Below are 21,941 nucleotides of genomic sequence, written 5' to 3'. Positions count from 1 at the left end.
GAAGTCCACCTTTCGGGATCGTGCTCCAAATCATAATTTTGCCACAAATAAGCCGCGCATGCCTTAATTTCGTTGTTTCTTCGCCATGTTTGAAGTGGTGTTTTCGAGCAGTTTTTCGCTCAAATCGCGTGAAAGCGGCGCAAATCGCCGCCAATCTTCACTTTGTCACAATTTGCGAAAGCCGGTTCAGCCCTGGCTTTGCAGAAGCGCTGCCACTTCCGCAGCGGTCGGCGCGGCGCTTCCCGCACCGGGTCTCGTGACCGCAATCGCACCCGCCGCCGAACCATATCGCACGCAATCGTGCAAGGAACGGTCCTGCGAATAGGCGACCGCGAAACCGCCATTGAAACTGTCGCCAGCGGCGACCGTATCCACCACATCGACCTTGAACGGCGCGAAGTGTTTCACCTCGTCCGCCGTCACCAGCAGCGCGCCACGGCTTCCAAGCTTGACGATGACTATCTTCGGCCCGCGCTCCAGAAGATTACGCGCGGCGGCTTCCGCCGAAGCCAGATCGGTCGGCTCGATACCGGTGATTTCGGCGGCTTCCGTCTCGTTGGGCGAAATGATGTCGCTGAGGGCAATCAGATCGGCCATGCGGCCTGCATCGCCGACCGGGGCCGGATCGAGCAGAACGCTGCCGCCTGCCGCACGTGCGGCCTTCGCGACGGCCAGATTGGCTTCATGCGGAACTTCGCGCTGCAGCAACGTGATCTTCGCCCTGGCAATATCGGCTGCATAGGCATCGATGTCGGCAGCCGACCAGCGCGCATTGGCTCCGGCACAGACCGCGATCGTGTTCTGTCCGGCTTCCTCGACCTGAATGATCGCCATGCCCGTATCGACACCGTCGATCACGCGCACGCTTTCGGTATTGAGGCCGAACTCCTGCATCTGCTTCACGGCCAGTTCGCCAAAGGCATCATTGCCGATAGCGCCGACGAAGCGAATGTCACCGCCAAGCTTTGCGACCGCAACCGCCTGGTTGGCGCCCTTGCCGCCGAGGCCGATGCCATAGCCTGATGCATTCACGGTCTGTCCCGGACGCGGCAGCGCGGCCATCCGCGCGCTGACATCCACATTCACACTGCCGAAAATAAAAATCTTCAACGGTTTTCTCCATCGCTTTGTCGCGGCACCTTAACCGGGCCGAAACAAAACTTCCACGCCGGGCTTGTCGCCATGCACAGAGAGAAAAGGGGCTCGCGCACCCAAGCCCTGTTCGTCAATGCGGCTCCGCCCCTGATTGCAGTTCCCGCTTCAGCAGTTTTTCAAGCCAGTCGGCAAAGACCTGAAGCCGCCGGGAAAGATGCTGGCGGTGCGAATATAGAAACGTCATTCGCATCGGCGCGGCGCGCATATCGGCCATCACCTCGATCAGTTCGCCAGCTTCCAGATGGCGTCTGACGTCATAGGCCGGAATCTGGATGAGGCCGAGACCGGCAAGACAACAGGCGATATAGGCTTCGGCGCTGTTGACGGTGACGCGACCGCGCACCGGAATGGATCGCGTTGCGCCAGCTTCGCTCCATTCCCACGGCTCGACGCGCCCGCTCGACGGCGAGGCATAGTTGATGGCCCAATGGGCGGAAAGGTCATGAGGCGTTTCGGGAATACCGTACCGCTCAAGATAGGCGGGGCTCGCAACGTTGATCAGCGGAAGCTCGCCCAGCGATCGGGCGATCAGCCCGGAATCCGTCAATGGTCCCACGCGCAGGACGCAATCGACACTCTCCTCGACAAGATTGACGGCGCGATCAGTCACTCCCAGAAGTATATCGATTTCCGGATAGGCATCCAGAAACTCGGGCAGGGCTGGCGCGATGATCAGGCGTCCGATGCGGCCGGGAACGTCGATGCGCAACGTGCCGGACGGCGTCGCGGTATTTCGAAACAGATTTTCCGCTTCCTCCATATCCGCAATCAGGCTCAGGCATCGCTCATAAAAGGCGGCGCCATCCTGCGTCGTCGACACGCTTCTGGTGGTTCGGTGGAGGAGCCGCGCCCCGAGGCGTCCCTCCAGTTCCAGAACCGCCGCCGAAACGGAGGAACGCGGCACGCCGAGCGTATCGGCGGCGCGCGTGAAACTCGAACATTCGACGACACGGGCGAAGATACGAAAGAGGTCGATGCGATCCAAGGTAAGCGGCCTCCATTGTCCGTCAAATCTGACAGGTGTTGTCAGAATGACGGTCTTTATAGGGCTATCCTAGACGATACTCTTCGGGTCTGAAAGCGGCTGCATGGCGCAGCCGCATCGGAAAAGAAGGTTGAAGCCATGACGGACCACAGCATCAAGGGCAAAACGGTTATCATCGCCGGTGGCGCCAAGAACCTCGGCGGATTGATCGCGCGCGATCTTGCGGAACACGGGGCAAAGGCAATCGCAATTCACTATAACAGCGCAGCGTCCAAAGCGGATGCAGACGCCACTGTCGCCGCCGTGAAGGCCGCAGGCGCGCAAGCGGTTTCCTTCCAGGCCGATCTTACCACCGCCGGTGCGATGGAGAAACTGTTCGCCGATACGGTTGCCGCCATCGGACGTCCCGACATTGCCATCAACACGGTGGGCAAGGTTTTGAAGAAGCCGATCGTCGAAGTTTCGGAAGCCGAATATGACGAGATGACCGCCGTCAATTCCAAGTCGGCCTTCTTCTTTCTGAAAGAAGCAGGGAAGCACGTCAACGACAATGGCAGGATCTGCACACTGGTAACCTCGCTGCTCGGCGCCTACACGCCGTTCTATGCAGCCTATGCAGGCACCAAGGCCCCGGTAGAGCATTTCACGCGCGCGGCTTCCAAGGAATTCGGCGAACGCGGCATTTCAGTAACCGCCATTGGTCCCGGCCCGATGGACACGCCATTCTTCTATCCGGCGGAAGGCGAGGACGCGGTGGCCTACCACCGGACTGCGGCGGCACTCTCCGGCTTCTCCAAGACCGGCCTCACCGATATCGAGGACATCGTTCCCTATATCCGCTTCATGGTTTCGGAGGGCTGGTGGATGACCGGGCAGACCATCCTCGTCAATGGCGGCTACACGACCAAGTAGAGCATTTCCAGCAAAAGTGCACAGCGGTTTTGCGCGGGATAATGCGTGAGAACGATAAGACACAGCATTTCCAGCAAAAGTGCGGAGCGGTTTTGCGTAGGATAATGCGTGAGAACGATAAGACACAGCATTTCCAGCAAAAGTGCGGAGCGGTATTGCGTAGGATAATGCGTGAGAACGATAAGACAGAGCATTTCCAGCAAAAGTGCGAAGCGGTTTTGCGCAGGATAATGCGTGAAACAATGAGATAGAGCATTTCCAGCGATTCAATCCCAACTGGAAATGCTCAAGTGTCAATGGCGGCCTACCGGTGCAGGGACAGGCCGCCATACGGCTCGCTGAAAAGCGAGGAAGGCCTACTCGGCCTTCAGGAATTCGCCCACTTCCAGCAGGACGAACTCATTGTCATCCACCTTGTCGAGCGCGCGGCCTGCCGAGAACGGCAGATTGTTGTCATTGCCGACGACGATATGCGTTTCGTCCACGCGGTCCACATTCTCGATGGTCAGGAACGGCATGTCGTAAATGCCCTCGCGTCCACCCTGACGGCGCTTGTTTTCCGGGTCGGCAATGGCGAGCAGGTCGATATAGCCGATCTTGCGCACTTCCTTGCCGACATTGCTGTCGTCGAAAGCGATCTTATAGATGCGCTTCACCTTCGACGGCACATCGAAGCAATCTGCCTGCGGCTTCTTCGGATCGGCGCAGGCCTTGTCCGCCGTGCCGACGCCATTATCGCGCTCGATGACCAGCGCCGTGGTTTCATCCAGCATGTTGAAATCGCCGATGGCTTCGCCGCCTTCGGCCAGAGGATAGAGCCAGGACCGGCCCGTCCACTTCTTGTCGGCGACGCTGAACTCGATGACGCGCAGGCCGGTCTTGCCGCTCTCGGTCTTTTCCGGCGCACCGTCGACGAAAAGCGGGCCTTCCAGAAGACCATAAAGCTTCGTGCCGTCCTTCGACATGGCAAGACCTTCGAAGCCGCCGGAACGCTTCAGATTATAGGCCGGGAGCTTGAGGCTGGGATTGGCGGGTAAAGCGAGCTTCGGATTGTCAGGCGAGACAATTTCCGTCTCGCCGACGAAAGTCGGGAACACATCGGTGAGCTTGCCTTCCGTGTCGAATTTCAACAGGAACGGACCGAATTCCTCGCCGACCCAGAAACCGTCCGCCACCGGCTGGATGGATTCCACGTCGAAATCCGCGCCCGTCAGATAGCGCTTTTCCGCGCCTTCCATGACGATGGGAAACGGAGCCTTCTTGTCCGGATCGCTGAGGAACACGGTCTTCACGCGCTCCACCGTTCCCTTGTCCCAGTCGAACTTGACATTGTGCAGCATCAGCATGGCATCCGGCGAATTGAGTTTGGAGCCGAAACCATTGTCCGACAGCGACCAGAAGCTGCCGTCTTCCATGGTTTTGATGCCGGAAAAGCCCTGCACCGGCTGGCCGTCGAACGGCACCGAAAGGCCGGTCTTGCGCACGCCGTCCTTGCCTTCCACCGTGCCGATGCCCTCGGCGCGCTTGCGGTGGGCGGTGGTGAACTTGCCCGACGTCTTCAGGTGTTCTGCCGCATCCTCCGGCGCAGCGATGATGGTGTTCGCCGGCAGGATGGCATGGGCCTTGAGCGTTGCGGGAAAAGCCTTTTCTTCAGCGGAGGCCGGAAACGCCAATGCGACGGCACCGGCAAGCATGGTAGAGGCGACCAGACGCGATATCATGATAAGTCCCCGTTGGATTGGAAATACAGGGATGGAATTAGGCTGGCTTTGTATCGCTGGCTTGACGCTTCCATGAAGCTTTGACGAAGGCCCCCGGCTTTCACCGGGGGCTACTGTCTCATCAAGTCCTTTTACCAGAGCGCTGAGATGCTAACGCATCACGCCCTGAAAATGCTCAGTCGCCGCACGGGCTTAACCAAAACTCGATGAGTCAAACTCATCGAGTTTTGGTATTACACCGCGATCTTGCCGCCGCCCTGTTTGGTGATTGCCACCACGGCAGGCCGCACCGGCATATCGTCCTTGAAGTCCGGCCAGCGGGTGGACAGGTCCTCATAATAGGACGGACGGCCATGACCGTCCCAGTCCTCACCGCCATCGCCCGGATGCTGCACGGCGACGAAGGCCGTCTCATCGTCCGGTGCGAACAGCGGGCCGCACATTTCCGCGCCCACCGGCACGCGGTAGAACAGTTTCGAGGTTGCGCGCGCATCGCCTTCCGTGTCGACGGCCCAAAGCCCGTCGGTGCGGCCGGTATCCTTGTTGCTGTTGCCATCGGTTGCGACCCACAGCCGACCGGCGCTGTCGACGGCGGCATTGTCCGGCATGCCGAACCAGCCATTGCGCGTCGTATCGGTGGAGAAGCTGGCGCCAACTTCGGCAACGGAAGGATCGCCGCATTTCAGCAGCACTTCCCACTTGCCGGTCGTGGCGGCAAAATCCTGCCCGTCTTCCTCGATCTCGATGATATGGCCGAAGGCGTTCTTGGCGCGCGGATTGGCGGCATCCACCTGATCGTCCTTGCGCTTGGTATTGTTGGTGAGCATGACATAGACGCGGCCATTGACCGGGTTCGGCTGCACGTCTTCCGGGCGGTCCATCTTGGTGGCGCCGAGAAGATCGCCAGCGCGGCGGGTTTCGATCAGCACATCGGCCTGGCTCTTGAAACCGTTCTGTTCCGTGAGCGGCCCCTGTCCGAACACCAGCGGCATCCACGCCACCTTGCCGTCCTCATGGAACTTCGCCACGTGCAGCGTGCCTTCATCCAGCAGGTCCATATTGGCAGCGCGGTCATCGGGGTTGAACTTGCCCGCCGTCACGAACTTGTAGACATAATCGAAGCGTTCGTCGTCGCCCAGATAGAAGACCACGCGCCCGTCCTTGCTGACGATGGATTCCGCTCCCTCGTGCTTGAAACGGCCAAGTGCGGTGCGCTTCTTCGGCACGGAGTTCGGATCGGACACATCGACCTCGACGATCCAGCCGAAACGGTTCGGCTCGTTCGGTTCCTTGGAAACGTCGAAACGGTCGTAGAAACGGCCCCATTCATACGAGCCTTCGGGAATGCCCATGCGCTTGTAATTGGCCGCTTCCGCGTGACCTTCCGGCAGTTCACCAATGAAATAACCGTGGATGTTTTCCTCCGCCATGATGTAGGTGCCCCATGGGGTGACGCCGCCCGCACAATTGTTGATCGTGCCGAAGACCCTGGTGCCGGATGGATCGGCATTGGTCTTGACGCGATCATGTCCCGCGACCGGCCCGCTCAGCATCATCTCGGTATTGGAGGTGATGCGGCGGTTCTTCGCGCCGTCGAGCACCGGCTGCCATTTGCCGTCCTGCTTGCGGATCTCGACAATCGAGCCGCCATGGGCGGCCATTTCGATATCCACCTGTTCCCTGGAAAGCGGAGCCTGCTCCACCTTGCCATCGACGATCTTGACGAGACCGGGGAACATCAGGTGCGGATTGGTATATTCGTGGTTGACGACGAGCAGCCCGTGTTCGGGCGAACCGTCGATGGCGATATAGCCGACATAATCATTATTGTAGCCGAACTGGCGGGCCTGCGCCTCGGCGGACTGTTTCGTCGGATCGAATTCCGGCGCATCGGCGAAAAGCCCGTCGCCCCAGCGCAGAAGCACATCGGCGTCATAGCCTTCCGCGACATGATGATGGGCGTCCACACCGGCCTCGACTTCCTTGAACGAAAAGGCCGAGCCGGATGCGGCGCGCGCATCGCCAGCACTCATGAGGGCGAGCGGGCTGACCGTTGCCGCAATGGCCGAGACGGCGAGCGATCCACGCAGAAAGCCACGGCGGGAAAAGCGGCGGCTGATGATTTCGCCCATGGTGGGGTTATCGGACGGATTGCGCGGATCGGCATCGGCTTCTTCCAACTGGCTGGTCTTGAACAGACTTTGCTGGGAAAGATTGTCTGACATTGCTGGCTCCCTATCGAACTGTGAAGCTGCAAATTAGAAGCAGTTCATGACAGACGGACGACATTGTCCCAGTCCTTGGTCCCAGTTCTTGGCTACAGTCCTTGGTCACAGCCCTTGCCCTCCCGTGATGCCGGGCTGCCAAGAAAACCTGTCAGGAATAATTCCGCGGACCAGTAGAATAATTTTGCTGGCGAAAGCGCTTTCCGATAAAACCGTCCCGATTTCGTCCTTTGAGGGGTTGACGATGACCGAGATGACGGCCGCACGGCGCAATATTATTATCCTGACGATTGCACAGGCGCTTGGCGCTTCCAGCCCGCCCATCGTGATTTCGCTGGGTGGCCTGGTCGGCCAGAAACTGTCTTCCGATCCCGCCCTCGTCACGCTGCCCGTCAGCCTGTTCAATCTCGGCCTTGCGCTGGGCACGCTGCCAGCGGCCTTCTTCATGCGCCAGTTCGGACGCCGCAATGCCTATATGCTCGGCGCGCTTGTCGGCGCCTCGGCGGGCGTGATCGCAGCCGCAGGCATTTTTGCGGCATCCTTCCTCATCTTCTGTCTCGGCACGCTCACCGCCGGTTTCTACGCCGCCTATGTCCAGAGCTACCGCTTTGCCGCCACCGATGCGGCGACGGGCGACATGAAGGCGCGCGCCATCTCGTGGGTGATGGTCGGCGGGCTCGTTGCGGCCATCGTCGGGCCGCAGCTCGTCATCTGGACACGCGATACCATTCCGGATGCGATGTTCGCGGGCAGTTTCCTCAGCCAGGCGGTTCTGGGCCTGCTCGCCCTCCCCGTCCTCTTCATGCTGCGCGCGCCGAAGATCCGCAAAGACCCGAACATGGTCCATGATACAGGCCGCCCTCTCGGCGAAATTCTCCGCTCGCCGCGCTTCATGCTTTCCGTGGCGGCCGGCGTCTGTTCCTATGCGCTGATGACATTCGTCATGACGGCTGCGCCCATCGCCATGGTCGGCCATGGCCATTCCGTCGATCATGCAGCCCTCGGCATCCAGTGGCACGTGCTTGCCATGTTCGCCCCGAGCTTCTTCACCGGAAGGCTCATCACCCGTTTCGGCAAGGAAAAGATAACCGCGCTGGGGCTGGTGCTGATCGCCTTTTCAGCCATCATTGCGCTCGGCGGCTTCGATGTCGGCCATTTCTGGGGAGCGCTGATCTTCCTCGGCATCGGCTGGAATTTCGGTTTCATCGGGGCGACCGCCATGGTGACGGACTGCCACACGCCGGCTGAGCGCGGCAAGGCACAGGGCGCCAATGATTTCATCATGTTCGGCACCGTGGCCTGTGCTTCCTTCTTTGCTGGCTCGCTCCTGCATTCCTCCGGCTGGGAAACCATCAACTGGCTCGTTTTCCCGATCGTCGCCCTCGTTCTGGTGCCGCTCATCCTGCGCCTGAAGCCGAAAGAGGCTGCCGCAGAAGCCTGATCGATCAAAAGCCCCGCTCTTTCATCCAGAGCCTGCCGCCTTCGGACACTGCGCCATAGACAGCGCTACCGAGGGCGGCGCCTATATCCGTATGCAAGCCGGCGTAGGATGCAGCCTCTCCCTGCTCCCCGGGCGGCGCGGAAACCGCGATGCAATCCGTGCCGGTCCCTGTCGCAACCCTGCCGCCGACATCAAGCCCAAGTTCCATGATGGCAGCGGTGCGGGCCTCGGCGGCAATCGACATTGCCTCCAAATGGGCCGCGAGTGACAAGGGCCTGTCGATATGAACCAGAAGATTGATGGTTCCGGCGGGCATCGTCATCTGCGCGCGTTCCCCCACCCTTCCCGCATTGGTCAGGCCGATAGTGGCAAGGCAGGTGGCATGTGCCTCGCCGGAGCGCCGTGTTGCGACATGATGCTTTTCCACGTTGCGCGACGTCATCATCTGCACCGCTTCGCCATAGCCGGCTTCCGCCAGTTTCTCCTCGAGCAAACGCACCGGGTCCACATCCAGCGTCAGATCGTCATTGCGCACTTCCAGCCAGGCGACGGAGCGCGCCCGGACGAAACCCGGACGTGTCAGTGACCAGCTCAGAATGTCTTGCGGTTCGCGAAACTCAGCCGCGAGGACCGGGCGGGAACAATGGATCGTGAAAGGCAGCATGAGCAATCTATCGCAGATCGGCGTGAAGTGCGCGACCAGCGCCTTGTCGCCATTGGCCATCATCCACAGGGCCGCTGCAAGGCAACATAGCCGGCGCGGCGATAAAGCACGGCTTCGTGACTTGGCCACCGTTGCGCAAGGCGATATGGATCGCGGAATATTGTTTCGCGCGTCTTGAAACGGACAAGCGGTTTGCTCTGGATTGCGTCATGATCAACGATCTCACCGATGAGATATTCTGGATATTCACCATCGGGTGCTGCATCCTTTTCATCATGCGCCTTCTGTCGCCTCCCCCACGCCACAAGACCGATCAGGCGCAGGACCTCAACACATTGCGCCCTCGCCGCCGTTCCCGTCGCCGTCGCTTTCAGGCACTGGACTGAGTTTTCTTGCCCGCCCATGCCTTCCGGCGCGTTCTTACAGCGGTAGCCCGACGGGCTTGATCGACGCCTTCACAAATGGCGCTGACAATTCTCAAGCAATGTTCAAAGCCAACAGCCCATGAACCTCCAAGGCGGGTTGGAAGCCTTCCCGGCCTCTTTTACGGTTCCTTGATCTTGTTAAACTTCATGAATGATACGAAACCTAAAAGGCAGTTCAGTTTTGTCATACTGACTGGGCTTTTTATGGTTAACGAACCTGTCCATTCAGCGCGGCCATCAGCATTGGCCTGATCGAGAAAGAGCCATTGGCAGCCTTTTCCGTCAAAATGCGCAGATAGCCTCCAGCAGACTGAATTTGCTCATAGCGCTGCAGGATATAGGCAATCACGATCGACGCATTATGGGGTCCAAGAACCTTCTTTGCGAGATCATAGAGCTTTCCATCAATCCCGAGGAAGGAGCGTACTTTCTCTGCCGTATTGGCCAGATCGTGCCAATGCCGAATGGAACTGACCGCATAGGCCGTGATCTCCGGACAGGAGCGAAGCACCATGTCGAGCGAAACCGTGGGTTCTGTCAGAGCGCTGGTGATTTCGTTTACGCGCTGGTCGATAAATTCAGCCGTTGCCTTTTCAAAATGGGAATCTGGATTCGATTCAATTTGCTGCCGCTCATTTTGAGATTCATTGCCGCGCAAATTCTGAACATTTTCATGAATTTTCAATGCGTTATCGATTTCCGCACGAATGGACTGCAAGGATTCCACCAAAGCTGCCAGCTCTTCCTGCTCCGCACGGCGCGGAATGCTGTCGACGATCAGGCGAAAGCGGTGACGGATGTCCTGCCAGTTACCGGCAAGCTGTTCCTCGGCGGCGAATTCGACAAGCTTGGTGATATCGCGGCGCAGCAAGGTCAGCTGCTCGCGCATTTCACGCAATGCAGTCTTTCCCGCCCTCACCTGTTCCGCGGCGGTTTCCAGTTCACAGGCACGGGCCAGAAGCGGCGCCAGTGAAAAGCCGAAAGCAATCTGCACGTCTCCGCCCTTGGCGCGACGCGCATAACGCTTGCCATTGGGGCTGTCCTGCCGAAGGATGAAACCGGCATCGACCAGCGCAGCCAGATGACGCCGCAAGGTCGCATCCGCCATGCCATGGGCACGCAATGCCAGTTGCTTGTTGGAGGGAAACACGATCAGGCTGCTCTGCGCATTCAGTTCCGTTTCCGGATAGAATGACAGGAGCGCCGAAAGAACCGCCAGAGAGCGATCATTCAGGCCGAACAGCGTCTTTGCCTCACACAGCCAGCGATGCAGCTGCCACTTGTCGGCAACCGTTCCAGGCGCAATCTGCCGCGTGTTCTGTTGACTTGCCAGCAAGGCAAGCGTCATCCTTCGACTGCCAAACGGCGTCGAGGCCAATTGAATCTCCATTTTCTTTCACCTTCCACAAGGCAAAAGAAATCCACCCGCCGAAATGACGCTAATTGCACTTGACAGTGATTCGTGGATTTGCGATTCTCTAGCTGCTAAACCAATGAGAAGGGCTTCCACACGGCGACGTTTGGGGGCCTTTTTCTTTTGCTGTCTCGTTCCTTTTCCTGAACAGTTTCGACGCAAACACGCTTACAAATTCAACCGAGCATGTCCTGATCCGAACCGGTTCCCGTTTCCGGTTCCGTTTTTCGGGAAGATATGCCTTACACAATCAGACCGCAGCAAAGCCTCTGGTCAGTACGCTACTCACTTCTCCTCGCTACGGAACGACGCATAAAGCTCATCCAGATTGCGAGAAAGCCATTCGGCAAAACGAGGCCCGTTGGCGGCACTGAGCGCCAATGTAGCCGACTTGCCATTCTGTTTGATAACCGCGCTGACGGACTTGTCGGAAGCCGTCCAGCTGGTTCCGGGCCGCAGAGCCGCCTTGGTGACGGGCTTCTTCTGTTTTCCGCCTTTCAGATAGCCATAAAGCTGCTCGAAACGATCGACAGAAGACGCCTTTTCGAAGGCCGAAGTCACCAGGAGTTCTTCCGCAGCATCCTTCTTGCCCGGTATTTCGATCAGCTTGCGCAATTCCAGCCAGCGATCACGCCCGATGCCTTTGGCCGGGCCGATGGCCAGGAGAATATGCTCCGGAATGGCCTTCGGAATGGTCAGCATCTTCGACAGGGTCTGGTAATCTACCGTCAACGCCGCCTGTATGGCTTCACGTTCGAAGCCCAGCGCCTCAAGACGCGCCGCAAAGAAGACACGCTCGATGAAGCTCAGATTGGCGCGGGCGGAGTTTTCCTGGCCCTGGCTCAGAATATGTTCCAGATCGGCGAGGGGCTTGATGACCGCCTTCACCTTGATGCCAAGCTCCCGAGCGACCCGCGCACGGCGGTGGCCGAAGACGATCATATAGCGGCCACTGGCCTCTGGATGCGGACGAACGAGGATAGGGCTGTCCTGCCCACGCTCGCGAATGGCTTCCAGAAGTTCGCGATATTCTTCGTCATCCGATTCAGGCAGGCGATCCGCCACGAAGGAGACATCCAGCTGTGCGGGAACAAGCTCGACGATGGTTTCCCCATCGAGCTTCTGGGCCGCCTGCTTTGCCAGTTCGTCAATCGATGCGGAAAGGGATTTGGCGGCACCGAACCGGCGCGATACGTTTTCGACCGGAGAGGCCTGTTCAGCCGCCGGTTCGTCCCGCATAACGCTTTCAAATATGTTCTTTCGTGCCATTCCTGTATCCTCAAACCGGTCAGAGACCTGATTTTATTCAATATTCGCCGCTTTAGACGGCAGTCTAACGCCCCCATGCCTCATGAACGAGGCCGCGAATTTCCGAATTGACCGCTTCCATGGCTTCCATGGCGCGATCATAGGTGCCGCGATTCATCGATGAACGCTCAACCTCGTAAAGCGTCTGCTTGGTAAGCCCGGCATCGGAGATCGCCGTCGATTTCAACATCTGGTGCTTGAGCATATGCGAGGCGAGCATGCTTTGCATGAAGCCGACCATCTGCGCCTGCGGCACGTCGGTCGGTTCGTAACGCGTGATCAGATAGCGGAACCAGTCGAGCTGCACCGCGCCGCCGGCCTGACGGACCGTCTTCAGAATATCGCCGAGCATCAGCAGGAACTGCGACATGGACATCAGGTCCAGCATTTGCGGATGAACGGTAATCAGCACCGAAGTCGCTGCGGAAAGCGCCGTCAGGGTCAGATAGCCGAGCTGGGGAGGACAATCGATGACCACGACGTCATAGTCGCTGTCCACATCGGCGAGAGCCTGCGCGATGCGGTTCCAGAATGTCTTGCCCTCGCCGCCATTCTGCATGGCGAGCGGCGTGTCATATTCATATTCCTGCAGCTCGAGCATGGCGGGAATAATGTCGAGGCCGGGGAAGTTCGTCCGCCGGATAACTTCGCGGATAGGCTTCCTTTCGGAATCGTAACGAATGGCTTCATAAAGCGACGGAAACTCGTCTAGTTCCGGCTGGATGCCGTGCAGGGCGGAGAGCGAAGCCTGCGGATCGAGATCGATGGCCAGCACGCGATGGCCGGTCAGCGCCATATGCTGCGCCAGATGCGCAGCCGTCGTCGTCTTGCCGGAACCGCCCTTGAAGTTGACGACGCCGATGACCTGAAGCTTTTCATTGCCGCGACGATGCGGGACGTAGCGCTTCACTTCGGCGCGGCCGTTCTGGTCGAGCCACTGGCGCAGTTCCTGAATCTGCTCGACGCTATAGGCGCGGCGGCCACCTGTTAGAATGGTCGGCTCGACACCCTTGCCTTCAAGATGTAATTTCTTGAGATTGCTGGGAGAGACACCGAGGAAATAGGCAGCCTCGGCCATCGAAAACTGGCGCAGCATGTTCTTGCGCGCATCCGGCGGAAAGTTTTCGTGACGCAGCAGATTGAGCTTGCGAGAAATCTCGCGCCCTTGCGATAATATCATGTCGTCAAACGACAAGGCTGCTGCCGGATTTGCGATATTCATTTGCTTGGTGTCCCTAGTGACGGCATTGGAACTGATACCGCCTAAATACCGTCATTATGTCCGATTCTTATTCTATCGCAAGGGGCAGCCGAATTAACAAAGAGTTAGCGCCGGCATTAAAATTAAGCGAAATTTTATCGATTCGCTGCCGGTTCGGCTATCCTTTTGTTTTTATGATCTTTTATCGGTTTTAGACGGCGGTCTATAAACCGGAACCCTGAACCAGCCTGGAATTTCAATCGGGAAGAGTCCTGTTTCCACACCGGAGTGACGTCGCTTTATAGGGGACGAAGCTTGCGCGCCTGATTCTCTGCTACGTTCCGGCACCGTGATCATTGCGAAGCCGAAATGATAAGAAGGGCTGGAGGAATCGCCAATTTCGGCGTGTCAAACGACGCGTGTTAAGGTCGTCTGAGGTCGAGGGGGCACCGTTGCATCTCTACTGGTCGGCACTCTCTTCATTCTCCGTCGTAGATGGGATCGTTCAGGACGGTACGCGATAGTCCGCTTGTCGACTGGCCGCGAATAGCGGTAACCGATATTGGCCGAGGCTGCTGCGGCCAGCGTCGAAAAACGAAGGACAGAAATCCAATATTGAATAATAACCCCTGTGCAGTTCCTCCCATCAACCCAGAACGGTGAGGCTGCGTTGCGCGGAAGGTGAGGGGCCGTGTTCAGCATGCGCCGGATTTTGGGCCGGGTTCACTTCTATGAAGTTCTGCCGCTCGGGCCACGCGCTCTTCTCTGGAAGAGGGGAGCGCGTGGTTTCACCCTTACTGCTTGTCCCGCTTCGTGCTTTCAGGGGGTGGATTTCTTAACCAAATCAGGCTAGCTTGGAAAGTACCAGTCAAGCCCTGCTGACCTCTGAAGTTTCAGCGCCCAGCGCCGCCTCACAATCCCCTTCGAAAGCCCCTTGCGACCGTCGCTCGAACAAAACCTAATAGGGTTTTAGGTTTAATACGGCTTCAAAAGACGATAATTTTCAGCGGGATATAGAACGGGATTTGAGGTCCCCGAGGCGCGCTTTTTCATGCGCTGGTCAGCCTCTGAAGAACTCTGGAAACTGTGCGACAAGCCTGATTGTTGATAGGGTGGCGATCCTTGAACCGGACCATTCCGCGAGCGGCTCGCCCATACCGTCGCAAAGGGAAGCCGCCGGAATCCTTTTCCGCTCCGAGGCAGATTGTTCAAAGGTGCTGAACTGAGTGGGTTCCGCCTGCTTCGCTGCCTTCATTCACGTCGCTTGCTTTATTCTCATCCGTGTTTTCCCACCAGTCACCGAGGGCATCGATGAGCGGCACCAGTCTTTCGCCCGCTGGCGTCAGATCGTACTCGACACGAAGCGGATAGCCGCCGAATTCGGTGCGCCGGACAATGCCGGCCTCTTCGAGCTTGCGCAGTTCCAGTGTGAGCATCTTGTGCGAGATCGTGGGATTATCCCGGCGAAGATCGCTGAACCGTTTTGTCCCTTCCTGAAGATAATAAATGAGCAGGGTCGGCCAGCGGCCGCTCAGGACCTGCATGACTTCTTCGATCGGGCAGCGGGAAACAAGGTCTTTCATTGGCAGCTCCTGGTTACAAAAAGGTGCGTAATTTACTTGGCGGAGCGATGTTTTATGGTCCGGCTTCGCTGCGCAGCGTGATCAGAAGACATCACGGAGAACACCGAATATGGAACCGATCCTTATATATGGCTTCCCGGCCGGAAGCTCCATGGGACTTGTCGCAGCTCTCGAATGGCTGGGCAAGCCTTACAGGCTGTGCCGGGTCAACATGCTGACCGAGATGCGGGAGCCTGCTTACAAGCGGATCAACCCCCGGGTCGAGACGCCCGCCTTCGTCACGGATGAGGGACGGGTCGTGACCGAAAACATGGCTATCGCCGCCTGGTTGGAGGCGCGTGACACCGAGCGGCGGATCAGCTTCGATCCGCTGTCGCCCGAGGCCGACCGGATGCATCAACTGATGGGGTTCATCAACACCGGCTTTACCGGCATGTTCGGCCCGCTCTGGGCCGCGATGGAAATGCAGTCGCCTGACCCTGCGATGAAATCGGCGCTGATACGATGGGGCAGCGAACGCGTCATCGAGCGGCACGACCGGCTTGAGGAAATGATCGGGGACACGCGTTTTCTGGTCGCCGACCGTCCGACGCTGGCGGACGCCCTGCTGGTTGGAGTTGCCCGCTGGCGGGACTTTCACCAGGTGGCAGACGCCGCACGCTGGCCGAAGCTTGCCGCCGTGAGAAGCCGTATCGAAGCCGATCCCGCTGTCATCCATGCGATGGCGCTGGAAAGGGGCGAGGCCTCGCCGGGCGACGGAGCCTTTCAGGGCCATGTCGGTCTGGGAGAACTGATCGAACAGTTTGGCGCGAAATAGCGATCACGATGCGCAGCCACGTCCAGCAATGGCGGCTGCGCATCACCCGGCAGCAGCGGGCGCTTCTCATGGAACCGGGAGCTGGCGGCTCGATGGCTGCCATTCCTGTTTTTGAATGACGCTCCCCGGAGCAGACAATAGTAACCAGATATAGATCGGCCGGTTTTGATAGATTACGATAGACAAGTCTCCGCTGAAGAGGAATTCTGACGTTCTTTCGCAGCAGACCACGCAAACAACTTCGAAACGGCCTATGACATCCGATATTCAACGTCAGCCTATCCGGCAACTTCTGGAATGATGAGCAATAGCAGATCGCGTCAAGATCCAGCCCTGTTACGCCGCCTGCTCAGGGCCAAAGACAGGCTGGACGCCGCATCGCATGAGCCCTGGCCGGTGCGCCGGCTGGCGCAGGTGAGCGGTGTCTCGGAGGCTCATTTCGCCCGCGCGTTCAAGATCGCATTTGGCGTGCCCCCGCACCGCTATCTCCTCTCGCGGCGCATCGAGCGCGCGAAGGCATTCCTGCGTGACACCGACAAACCCGTGATCGAAATCGCGTTTATCACAGGTTGGGCAAGCCTCGGAACGTTCGGGCGCGTTTTCCGCGATATCACGGGTGAAAACCCCTCCGACCTTCGTGCCCGCGAGCGGGCGGGTTCGCACAGGCTGGAGCACGTGCCACATTGCTTTGTCAGTGCAGCGTATCGCCCGGACCTCACAATAGCAGTTTCGGAGAAGCGGCGCCAAGATAAGGCTGATACACAGAACCCATGACAACAGGAGAGCAGTCATGGAGAGAGCAGTGATGGACCAGGGAGTAGGGGTGGCGGGCATTTACGTGCGTGACCAGGATGAGGCCATTGATTTCTGTGTAGGCAAACTTGGGTTTGCCGTTCACACCGACGTCAAGAACGGAGACTACCGCTGGCTGACAGTGCAGCATCCGGACCAGCCTCACTTCCAGCTTGGGCTGTTCCGGCCCCAGCCGCCCACTGTAGATGAGACGACCGCGCGACTGCTTGACGAGGTCGTCGCGAAGGGCGCCATGCCGCCGCTGGTGATGGTGGTCAAGGACTGCCACGCTACGCATGAGGCATTCGCGGCAAAAGGCGTCGAATTCATTCAGGAACCGATCAGCCGCTTCGGCAGCGTCGATGCGAGTTTCCGCGATCCCTCCGGCAATGGCTGGAAATTGGTTGAAGCGCGGTGAGGGTGCCTGAACACCTTGGTCATTTACGGGCGTTTGCGGGAATTAATCCGGTGTAGACCGATGCACTGCGGACCAAGGTGAGCGCTGTAACAGGCCTATCTGGCCGACAACGTGATTGTCGGCCGAACCAAAAACTCAAGCCCGTGCCTAAGTGCCCAACCGGTACGCTGGTCACGAGAGAATGACAGGGATATTGGCTTCGTCGAGTATGCGGGCCAAAATCGGGGCTGGCATTTCATTCGTTACAAGGGCGGTGACGTCGCGAACCGAACCAAGCTTCACCATGGCGCGCTTGCCAAACTTTGAGCTGTCGACTGCGAGCAATTTGTGTGCAGCTTGTCCAAGCGCTGCGGAAACGACGGCGACTTCGGTATGGTCGTCATCGCATAGATCACCGTCATCATCGATGCCGCTCACCGAGATGATTGCATAGTCGAATTTGAAACGCCGAATGAATTCCGGTGTGTCTTCCTGAAACATTCCCCCATCGATAGGGCGCACGAAGCCGCCGGGAACAGCGAGTGTGAAATCCGTCTTCTCGCTGATGATGGCGGCGGATCGCAAGCTGTACGTGACGAGGTGCAGCCGCTCCCTGCTGACCAGCGCATTGGCAATCGCTTCGCATGTTGTGCCGGTGTCGAGGAAAACAGTGGCGCCATCGGGAATGAGCGCGACGACAGCTTCGGCAATTCGCACCTTCTCGTCGGCCCGATCATGTCTGCGCTGACGGTAGGTCACAGGATCGAGCGGCGTCAGTTGCGACACACCGCCATGCAGTTTCCGGACTTTGCCCCGATGCTCCAGGTCCGCAATGTCGCGCCGCGCCGTCTGGGTGGTGACATGGAACCGTTCTGCGATCTCTTCAAGAGAAACATAATGGCTGTTTTCAATCCATTGCAACAATGCCTGCTGCCGGATTTCCTTCTTGTTGCCACCGGGACCGGAAAGCTCGCTCATGGTTGTCGTTATGTCCTTATGCGCTTGATCACTCAGATCCACTCTCATTTCCAGGTTGAATGAGAAGAGGAAATCGTGGGGTTAAAATAGCAATATCTGGGTGAATCGATTAGCGAATAAAAATGTAATATTAATGACATTTACTATTAAGGAGTGCGCATTTTGGAGTCCTTTCATCCCGGTGGGGAGTAAAATGTAATAAAAGTGACATTGAACTCTGTCATTTCAGCATTGATTGAACTTGGATGATCAATCCGGCTGTCACATTGATGAAATGGAAGCACCTTCCAGGAAAAGGACCGAGGGATGGTAACGGGGACGACCAAACGCAACGGAAAACTTTTGGCTCTGACTGCGCAGCTTTTATGCGGTGTCGCAGTCGCAGGAATTGCTGCCACTCCGGCGCGGGCAGCCGATAGCTATGACATTCGCGTCATGACGCTCAATATCTGGAACAAGTTCAAACAGAACCCGGAATTGACAGCGGACTTTATGGCAGCCGCCAATTTCGACGTGCTCGGGATGCAGGAAGTCAACGGTAGTACCTATGTTACGCGCATACCGGATTTCCTTCAAACCGCGGGTCGCGGCACTTACGGTAATGTGCAGGTCGGCGATGTGGGTATCATCTCCCGTTTGCCGGGCAAATTCGGCACGATCAATCTGGGCGGAAATACGCAAGGTCGCTATGTCAGCTATACTCAGCTGGACGCCCAGGGTTCCCGTCCGCAGACACTCGTCGGCACGGTTCATCTCGATTATGCAGATGGATCGACCGGTCGCGTGAATGAAGCCAAAGCCCTCAACACATGGGCGGAAGGAGCCATCCAGCCGATCATGGTCATGGGCGACTTCAATGCGGGGGATGTTTCCGAGCGCGGCCTTCATCACATCGATGCGCAGATCAGACTGATGCAGCAATCTGACGGCAACACCTTTTATCGCGATCTGACGCGGCAATATGTTCTCAACGCCGATCAGCAGACGATGCGTTCGGTCATTCAGGAAGCATATGTCGGACAGGACATCGACACCCTGTCGTGGAAGCAATGGGGCGACGCTCTTTCCGCCGCCTACAAGGCCGGGAAGAATGTCGGGCTGCAAGACGAAACCTATGCGGTTGCCAACAACACGCCGGTTACGATGAATGTGCTCAAGAAGCAGTACATGCTGCTCCAGACGGATGCGGTCCGCGAAGACTTCAAGCCGCATGATCTCAACGATGGCAGCACCACATGGCCGTCGGCAGGCGAAGACGCAACCAATACCTGGGCGAGCTGGGACCGTGCCAAGATCGATCATTTCCTTGTCTCGCGGCCATTCGGAAAATGGTATGAGATTGTGGATGATCCCAATGATCCCTACACGGGAGTGATCAAGGACGTAAAAGTCACCCGGCCGGGCCGCCAGCCGGAAGCGATCTCCGACCATGAACCCGTTGCGCATGATTTTCGATGGGTTGGCCCGCAGCTCCAGACTTACTCGGAAAATGAAACCAGCAAGACGCGCCTCGTTTGGGGTGCCAATGCTTACGGCTTCGCGGAAAAGAACAAGGAATTTGTTCTAACGCGAAACAATCAACGCAGAGATCTCTATCTGGGCCAGATTTCGGATGCCAATGGCAAACCGATTCTGACCGACCTGACGCTTGACGAAAAGAAGACATTGCTGAACTGCGACAGCACGGATGCGCGCTTCCAGCAGGCCATCAAGGACTATTGCATCGACGATCATTCCTTTATCGGTGAAACGGCTGTCACCGACAGCGGGACGATCCTCGTCAGCGAAGATGCGGCTCTTGGCAATGCCGATGCTCGGCTGCGTCTCATTGATGGCGGTCTGCGTATAACGGGCAGCGACATGAAAACGCTGGATCGCACCGTGTCCCTTGAGGGACTTGGATGGATCGACATCGCGGAGGCAAACAACCGCGTGACGCTGCTGCAGCAAGCCACAGGAGAGGGCGCGCTGTTCAAGCGCGGAGCCGGTACGCTCGTTCTGGGCCAGGCAAACAGCTATACGGGCGGAACCTTGGTGGAAGGCGGAGTGCTTCAGGCTGGCGTGGACGGAGCATTCGTCGACAATACGGCCTTCTCGGTGAATGGTGGCAAGCTCGATCTCAACAATTTCAATGTGAGCATGTCGTCGCTGATGGGCGAGGGCGGGACATTGAGCCTTGGTTCGGCAGCTCTGACCGTAGACCAGTCCGCCAATACCCGTTTCGATGGCAATATTGATGGTACTGGCAGTCTCACGAAGTCCGGCACTGGTGTTCTGGTTCTGAATGGTGCCAACACCTATACAGGCGGCACGACTGTGAAAGAAGGTGGGCTGGTCATTGGCGATGCATCCCATTCAGGTGCATTCCTTGTCGGCACAGCCAGCGTTGAAAACGGCGCATATCTGGCTGGCGCAGGCTCAGTCGGAGGCCTTTATGCCGGCGCTGGCAGTATCATCGCACCGGGCAATTCTATCGGCACGCTGAAGGTCAATGGCAATCTGACCTTTGATGCGGGAGCCACTTACGTTGCGGAAATTGATGCTTCCGGTAAAAGCGATCGCATCGATGTGAGCGGAACGGCGACGCTTGGTGGCGCGAAGGTCTATATAGAAAAAGCCGCTGGCACCTATATGCCCGGCAAGAGCTACACCATTTTAAGTGCTGAAGGCGGCATCGTGGGTACGTTCGGCGATTTGAGCCAGAACATGCCTTTCGTCGATCTTGGCCTGGCCTATGATCCCAACGCAGTCTACCTCAACATCGCACGCAACGACGTCGACTTCGCTGCTACGGCAAAGACAGGCAATCAGAAATCGGTGGCCGTGGCCGTCGAGGGTCGTGGTGCTGGTAATGCCGTCTACGATACGGTTGTCATGCAGGACAGTGAAGAGGATGCGCGTCGCGCATTCGACGCGCTTTCGGGGGAAATCCATGCTTCGACGCGAACTGCGATCATCAATGACAGCTCGATCATTCGCAATGCCGTCATGGAACGCGTTGACGCGGCGTTTGGCGGTAGTGGGCAGAGCGCTGCCTCATCATCCGTCGCAACAGACATGGTTTCATCGCAGGTTTCGGCACCGCGCGCCGCAATCTGGGGGCAGGCACTTGGCCAATGGAGTGAAACCGGGGCGGATGGAAATGCTGGCAAGCTGAAGCAATCAACCGGTGGCTTTGTTGCAGGCTATGACGCGGAAGTCGTCGAGAATTGGAGGCTGGGTGCTCTCGCGGGCTATAGCCGCACCAGTTTCGATGTGAATGATCGCAACTCGTCTGGCCACAGCGACAATTATCATCTGGGAATCTATGGCGGTACCCAGTGGAGCGCGACCACGCTCAAGGGAGGTCTTGCCTATAGCTGGCACAAGATCGAAACTGATCGCCTTGTCGCTTTCCCGGGCTTTTCAGAAAGCCTTGATGCCGATTACAGCGCAGACACCTTTCAGGCATTCGGCGAACTCTCGCATCGTTTTGATGTGAACGGAACGGCGATTGAGCCATTTGCAAATGTTGCGGTGGTGCGCCTGCAAACCGGGCGGTTCGATGAACATGGTGGGAATGCCGCGCTCCGGATTGGAAAAGAAACGACGACAACCACGTTTACCACGATTGGTCTTCGGGCTTCTGCCCCAGTCGTATTCGGCAGCATGAATGCCCGGCTTAGCGGTACGGCTGGCTGGCAGCACGCCTATGGCGATACCATTCCGACGACAGCAGCCTCATTCGATGCCGGAACGGTATTTGACGTGGCCGGTGCGCCAATTGCGAAGGACACCGCGATTATCAAGGCTGGCTTTGATATTGATCTCGGCAATCAGACGACGCTGGGTCTTGAATATACAGGTCAGTATGGTTCGAGCTTCAATCAAAACGCGGGCAAGGCCCGGCTTAGCGTAAAGTTCTAAGTTTATTCACACTGCTT

General features: G+C 57.9%; 17 protein-coding genes. 7 read left to right on the top strand and 10 right to left on the bottom strand.

Annotated elements, in window-relative coordinates; genetic code table 11:
• Nucleotides 1-186 precede the first annotated feature (186 nt).
• A complete protein-coding gene (rbsK, locus tag ACS5UA_RS09550) occupies nt 187-1,062 on the bottom strand; it encodes a ribokinase (RefSeq protein WP_241084285.1) in 876 nt (291 codons plus the stop codon).
• A 163-nt stretch (nt 1,063-1,225) separates the two neighbouring features.
• Nucleotides 1,226-2,140, bottom strand: a complete 915-nt coding sequence (locus ACS5UA_RS09545) for a LysR family transcriptional regulator (protein WP_112701766.1) — start codon at nt 2,138-2,140, stop codon at nt 1,226-1,228.
• A gap of 138 nt (nt 2,141-2,278) precedes the next feature.
• On the opposite strand from ACS5UA_RS09545, the gene ACS5UA_RS09540 reads away from it, so the two are divergent.
• Nucleotides 2,279-3,052, top strand: coding sequence for an SDR family oxidoreductase (locus tag ACS5UA_RS09540; protein WP_006469584.1), 774 nt, complete (start codon nt 2,279-2,281; stop codon nt 3,050-3,052).
• Nucleotides 3,053-3,408: 356 nt separating this feature from the next.
• Here the strand turns inward: ACS5UA_RS09540 and ACS5UA_RS09535 are convergent, their stop codons facing one another.
• Nucleotides 3,409-4,773, bottom strand: a complete 1,365-nt coding sequence (locus ACS5UA_RS09535) for an esterase-like activity of phytase family protein (protein ID WP_443101279.1) — start codon at nt 4,771-4,773, stop codon at nt 3,409-3,411.
• Between the two features lie 233 nt (nt 4,774-5,006).
• On the bottom strand, nt 5,007-6,998 hold the full coding sequence (locus ACS5UA_RS09530) for a PhoX family protein (RefSeq protein ID WP_112701765.1): 1,992 nt from the start codon (nt 6,996-6,998) through the stop codon (nt 5,007-5,009).
• Between the two features lie 244 nt (nt 6,999-7,242).
• On the opposite strand from ACS5UA_RS09530, the gene ACS5UA_RS09525 reads away from it, so the two are divergent.
• Nucleotides 7,243-8,439 (top strand): MFS transporter, encoded by a 1,197-nt coding sequence (locus ACS5UA_RS09525; RefSeq protein ID WP_112701817.1) that lies wholly within the window; start codon nt 7,243-7,245, stop codon nt 8,437-8,439.
• 4 nt (nt 8,440-8,443) lie between these two features.
• On the opposite strand, the gene ACS5UA_RS09520 is transcribed toward ACS5UA_RS09525, so the two are convergent.
• Nucleotides 8,444-9,166: an adenosylcobinamide amidohydrolase gene (locus tag ACS5UA_RS09520; protein WP_241084691.1), complete on the bottom strand. Its 723-nt coding sequence runs from the start codon at nt 9,164-9,166 to the stop codon at nt 8,444-8,446.
• A gap of 53 nt (nt 9,167-9,219) precedes the next feature.
• On the opposite strand from ACS5UA_RS09520, the gene ACS5UA_RS09515 reads away from it, so the two are divergent.
• A complete protein-coding gene (locus ACS5UA_RS09515) occupies nt 9,220-9,489 on the top strand; it encodes a hypothetical protein (RefSeq protein WP_151570419.1) in 270 nt (89 codons plus the stop codon).
• A gap of 247 nt (nt 9,490-9,736) precedes the next feature.
• Here the strand turns inward: ACS5UA_RS09515 and repC are convergent, their stop codons facing one another.
• The 4 genes from repC to ACS5UA_RS09495 form a co-directional block, all read right to left on the bottom strand.
• On the bottom strand, nt 9,737-10,918 hold the full coding sequence (repC, locus tag ACS5UA_RS09510; protein WP_112701764.1) for a plasmid replication protein RepC: 1,182 nt from the start codon (nt 10,916-10,918) through the stop codon (nt 9,737-9,739).
• A gap of 309 nt (nt 10,919-11,227) precedes the next feature.
• Nucleotides 11,228-12,211 (bottom strand): plasmid partitioning protein RepB, encoded by a 984-nt coding sequence (repB, locus tag ACS5UA_RS09505; protein WP_112701763.1) that lies wholly within the window; start codon nt 12,209-12,211, stop codon nt 11,228-11,230.
• 64 nt (nt 12,212-12,275) lie between these two features.
• A complete protein-coding gene (gene repA, locus ACS5UA_RS09500) occupies nt 12,276-13,472 on the bottom strand; it encodes a plasmid partitioning protein RepA (protein WP_021588304.1) in 1,197 nt (398 codons plus the stop codon).
• Nucleotides 13,473-14,659: 1,187 nt separating this feature from the next.
• A complete protein-coding gene (locus tag ACS5UA_RS09495; RefSeq protein WP_006469592.1) occupies nt 14,660-15,034 on the bottom strand; it encodes a winged helix-turn-helix transcriptional regulator in 375 nt (124 codons plus the stop codon).
• 109 nt (nt 15,035-15,143) lie between these two features.
• Between ACS5UA_RS09495 and ACS5UA_RS09490 the strand changes: the two genes are divergently transcribed.
• The 3 genes from ACS5UA_RS09490 (at nt 15,144) to ACS5UA_RS09480 (ending at nt 17,061) form a co-directional block, all read left to right on the top strand.
• Nucleotides 15,144-15,851, top strand: coding sequence for a glutathione S-transferase family protein (locus ACS5UA_RS09490; protein ID WP_241084690.1), 708 nt, complete (start codon nt 15,144-15,146; stop codon nt 15,849-15,851).
• Nucleotides 15,852-16,148: 297 nt separating this feature from the next.
• On the top strand, nt 16,149-16,625 hold the full coding sequence (locus tag ACS5UA_RS09485) for a helix-turn-helix transcriptional regulator (protein ID WP_025091873.1): 477 nt from the start codon (nt 16,149-16,151) through the stop codon (nt 16,623-16,625).
• A 16-nt stretch (nt 16,626-16,641) separates the two neighbouring features.
• On the top strand, nt 16,642-17,061 hold the full coding sequence (locus ACS5UA_RS09480) for a VOC family protein (protein WP_241084689.1): 420 nt from the start codon (nt 16,642-16,644) through the stop codon (nt 17,059-17,061).
• 171 nt (nt 17,062-17,232) lie between these two features.
• Here ACS5UA_RS09480 and ACS5UA_RS09475 read toward each other — a convergent pair whose 3' ends face one another.
• A complete protein-coding gene (locus ACS5UA_RS09475; protein WP_112701760.1) occupies nt 17,233-18,060 on the bottom strand; it encodes a DeoR/GlpR family DNA-binding transcription regulator in 828 nt (275 codons plus the stop codon).
• Nucleotides 18,061-18,324: 264 nt separating this feature from the next.
• Here ACS5UA_RS09475 and ACS5UA_RS09470 point away from each other — a divergent pair, with 264 nt between their 5' ends.
• On the top strand, nt 18,325-21,924 hold the full coding sequence (locus ACS5UA_RS09470) for an autotransporter domain-containing protein (protein ID WP_443101278.1): 3,600 nt from the start codon (nt 18,325-18,327) through the stop codon (nt 21,922-21,924).
• Nucleotides 21,925-21,941: the final 17 nt, after the last annotated feature.

The sequence above is a fragment of the Brucella sp. RRSP16 genome (assembly GCF_052246815.1).
GTDB lineage: Bacteria > Pseudomonadota > Alphaproteobacteria > Rhizobiales > Rhizobiaceae > Brucella > Brucella intermedia.
This window is presented reverse-complemented; position numbering and strand designations above follow the sequence as displayed.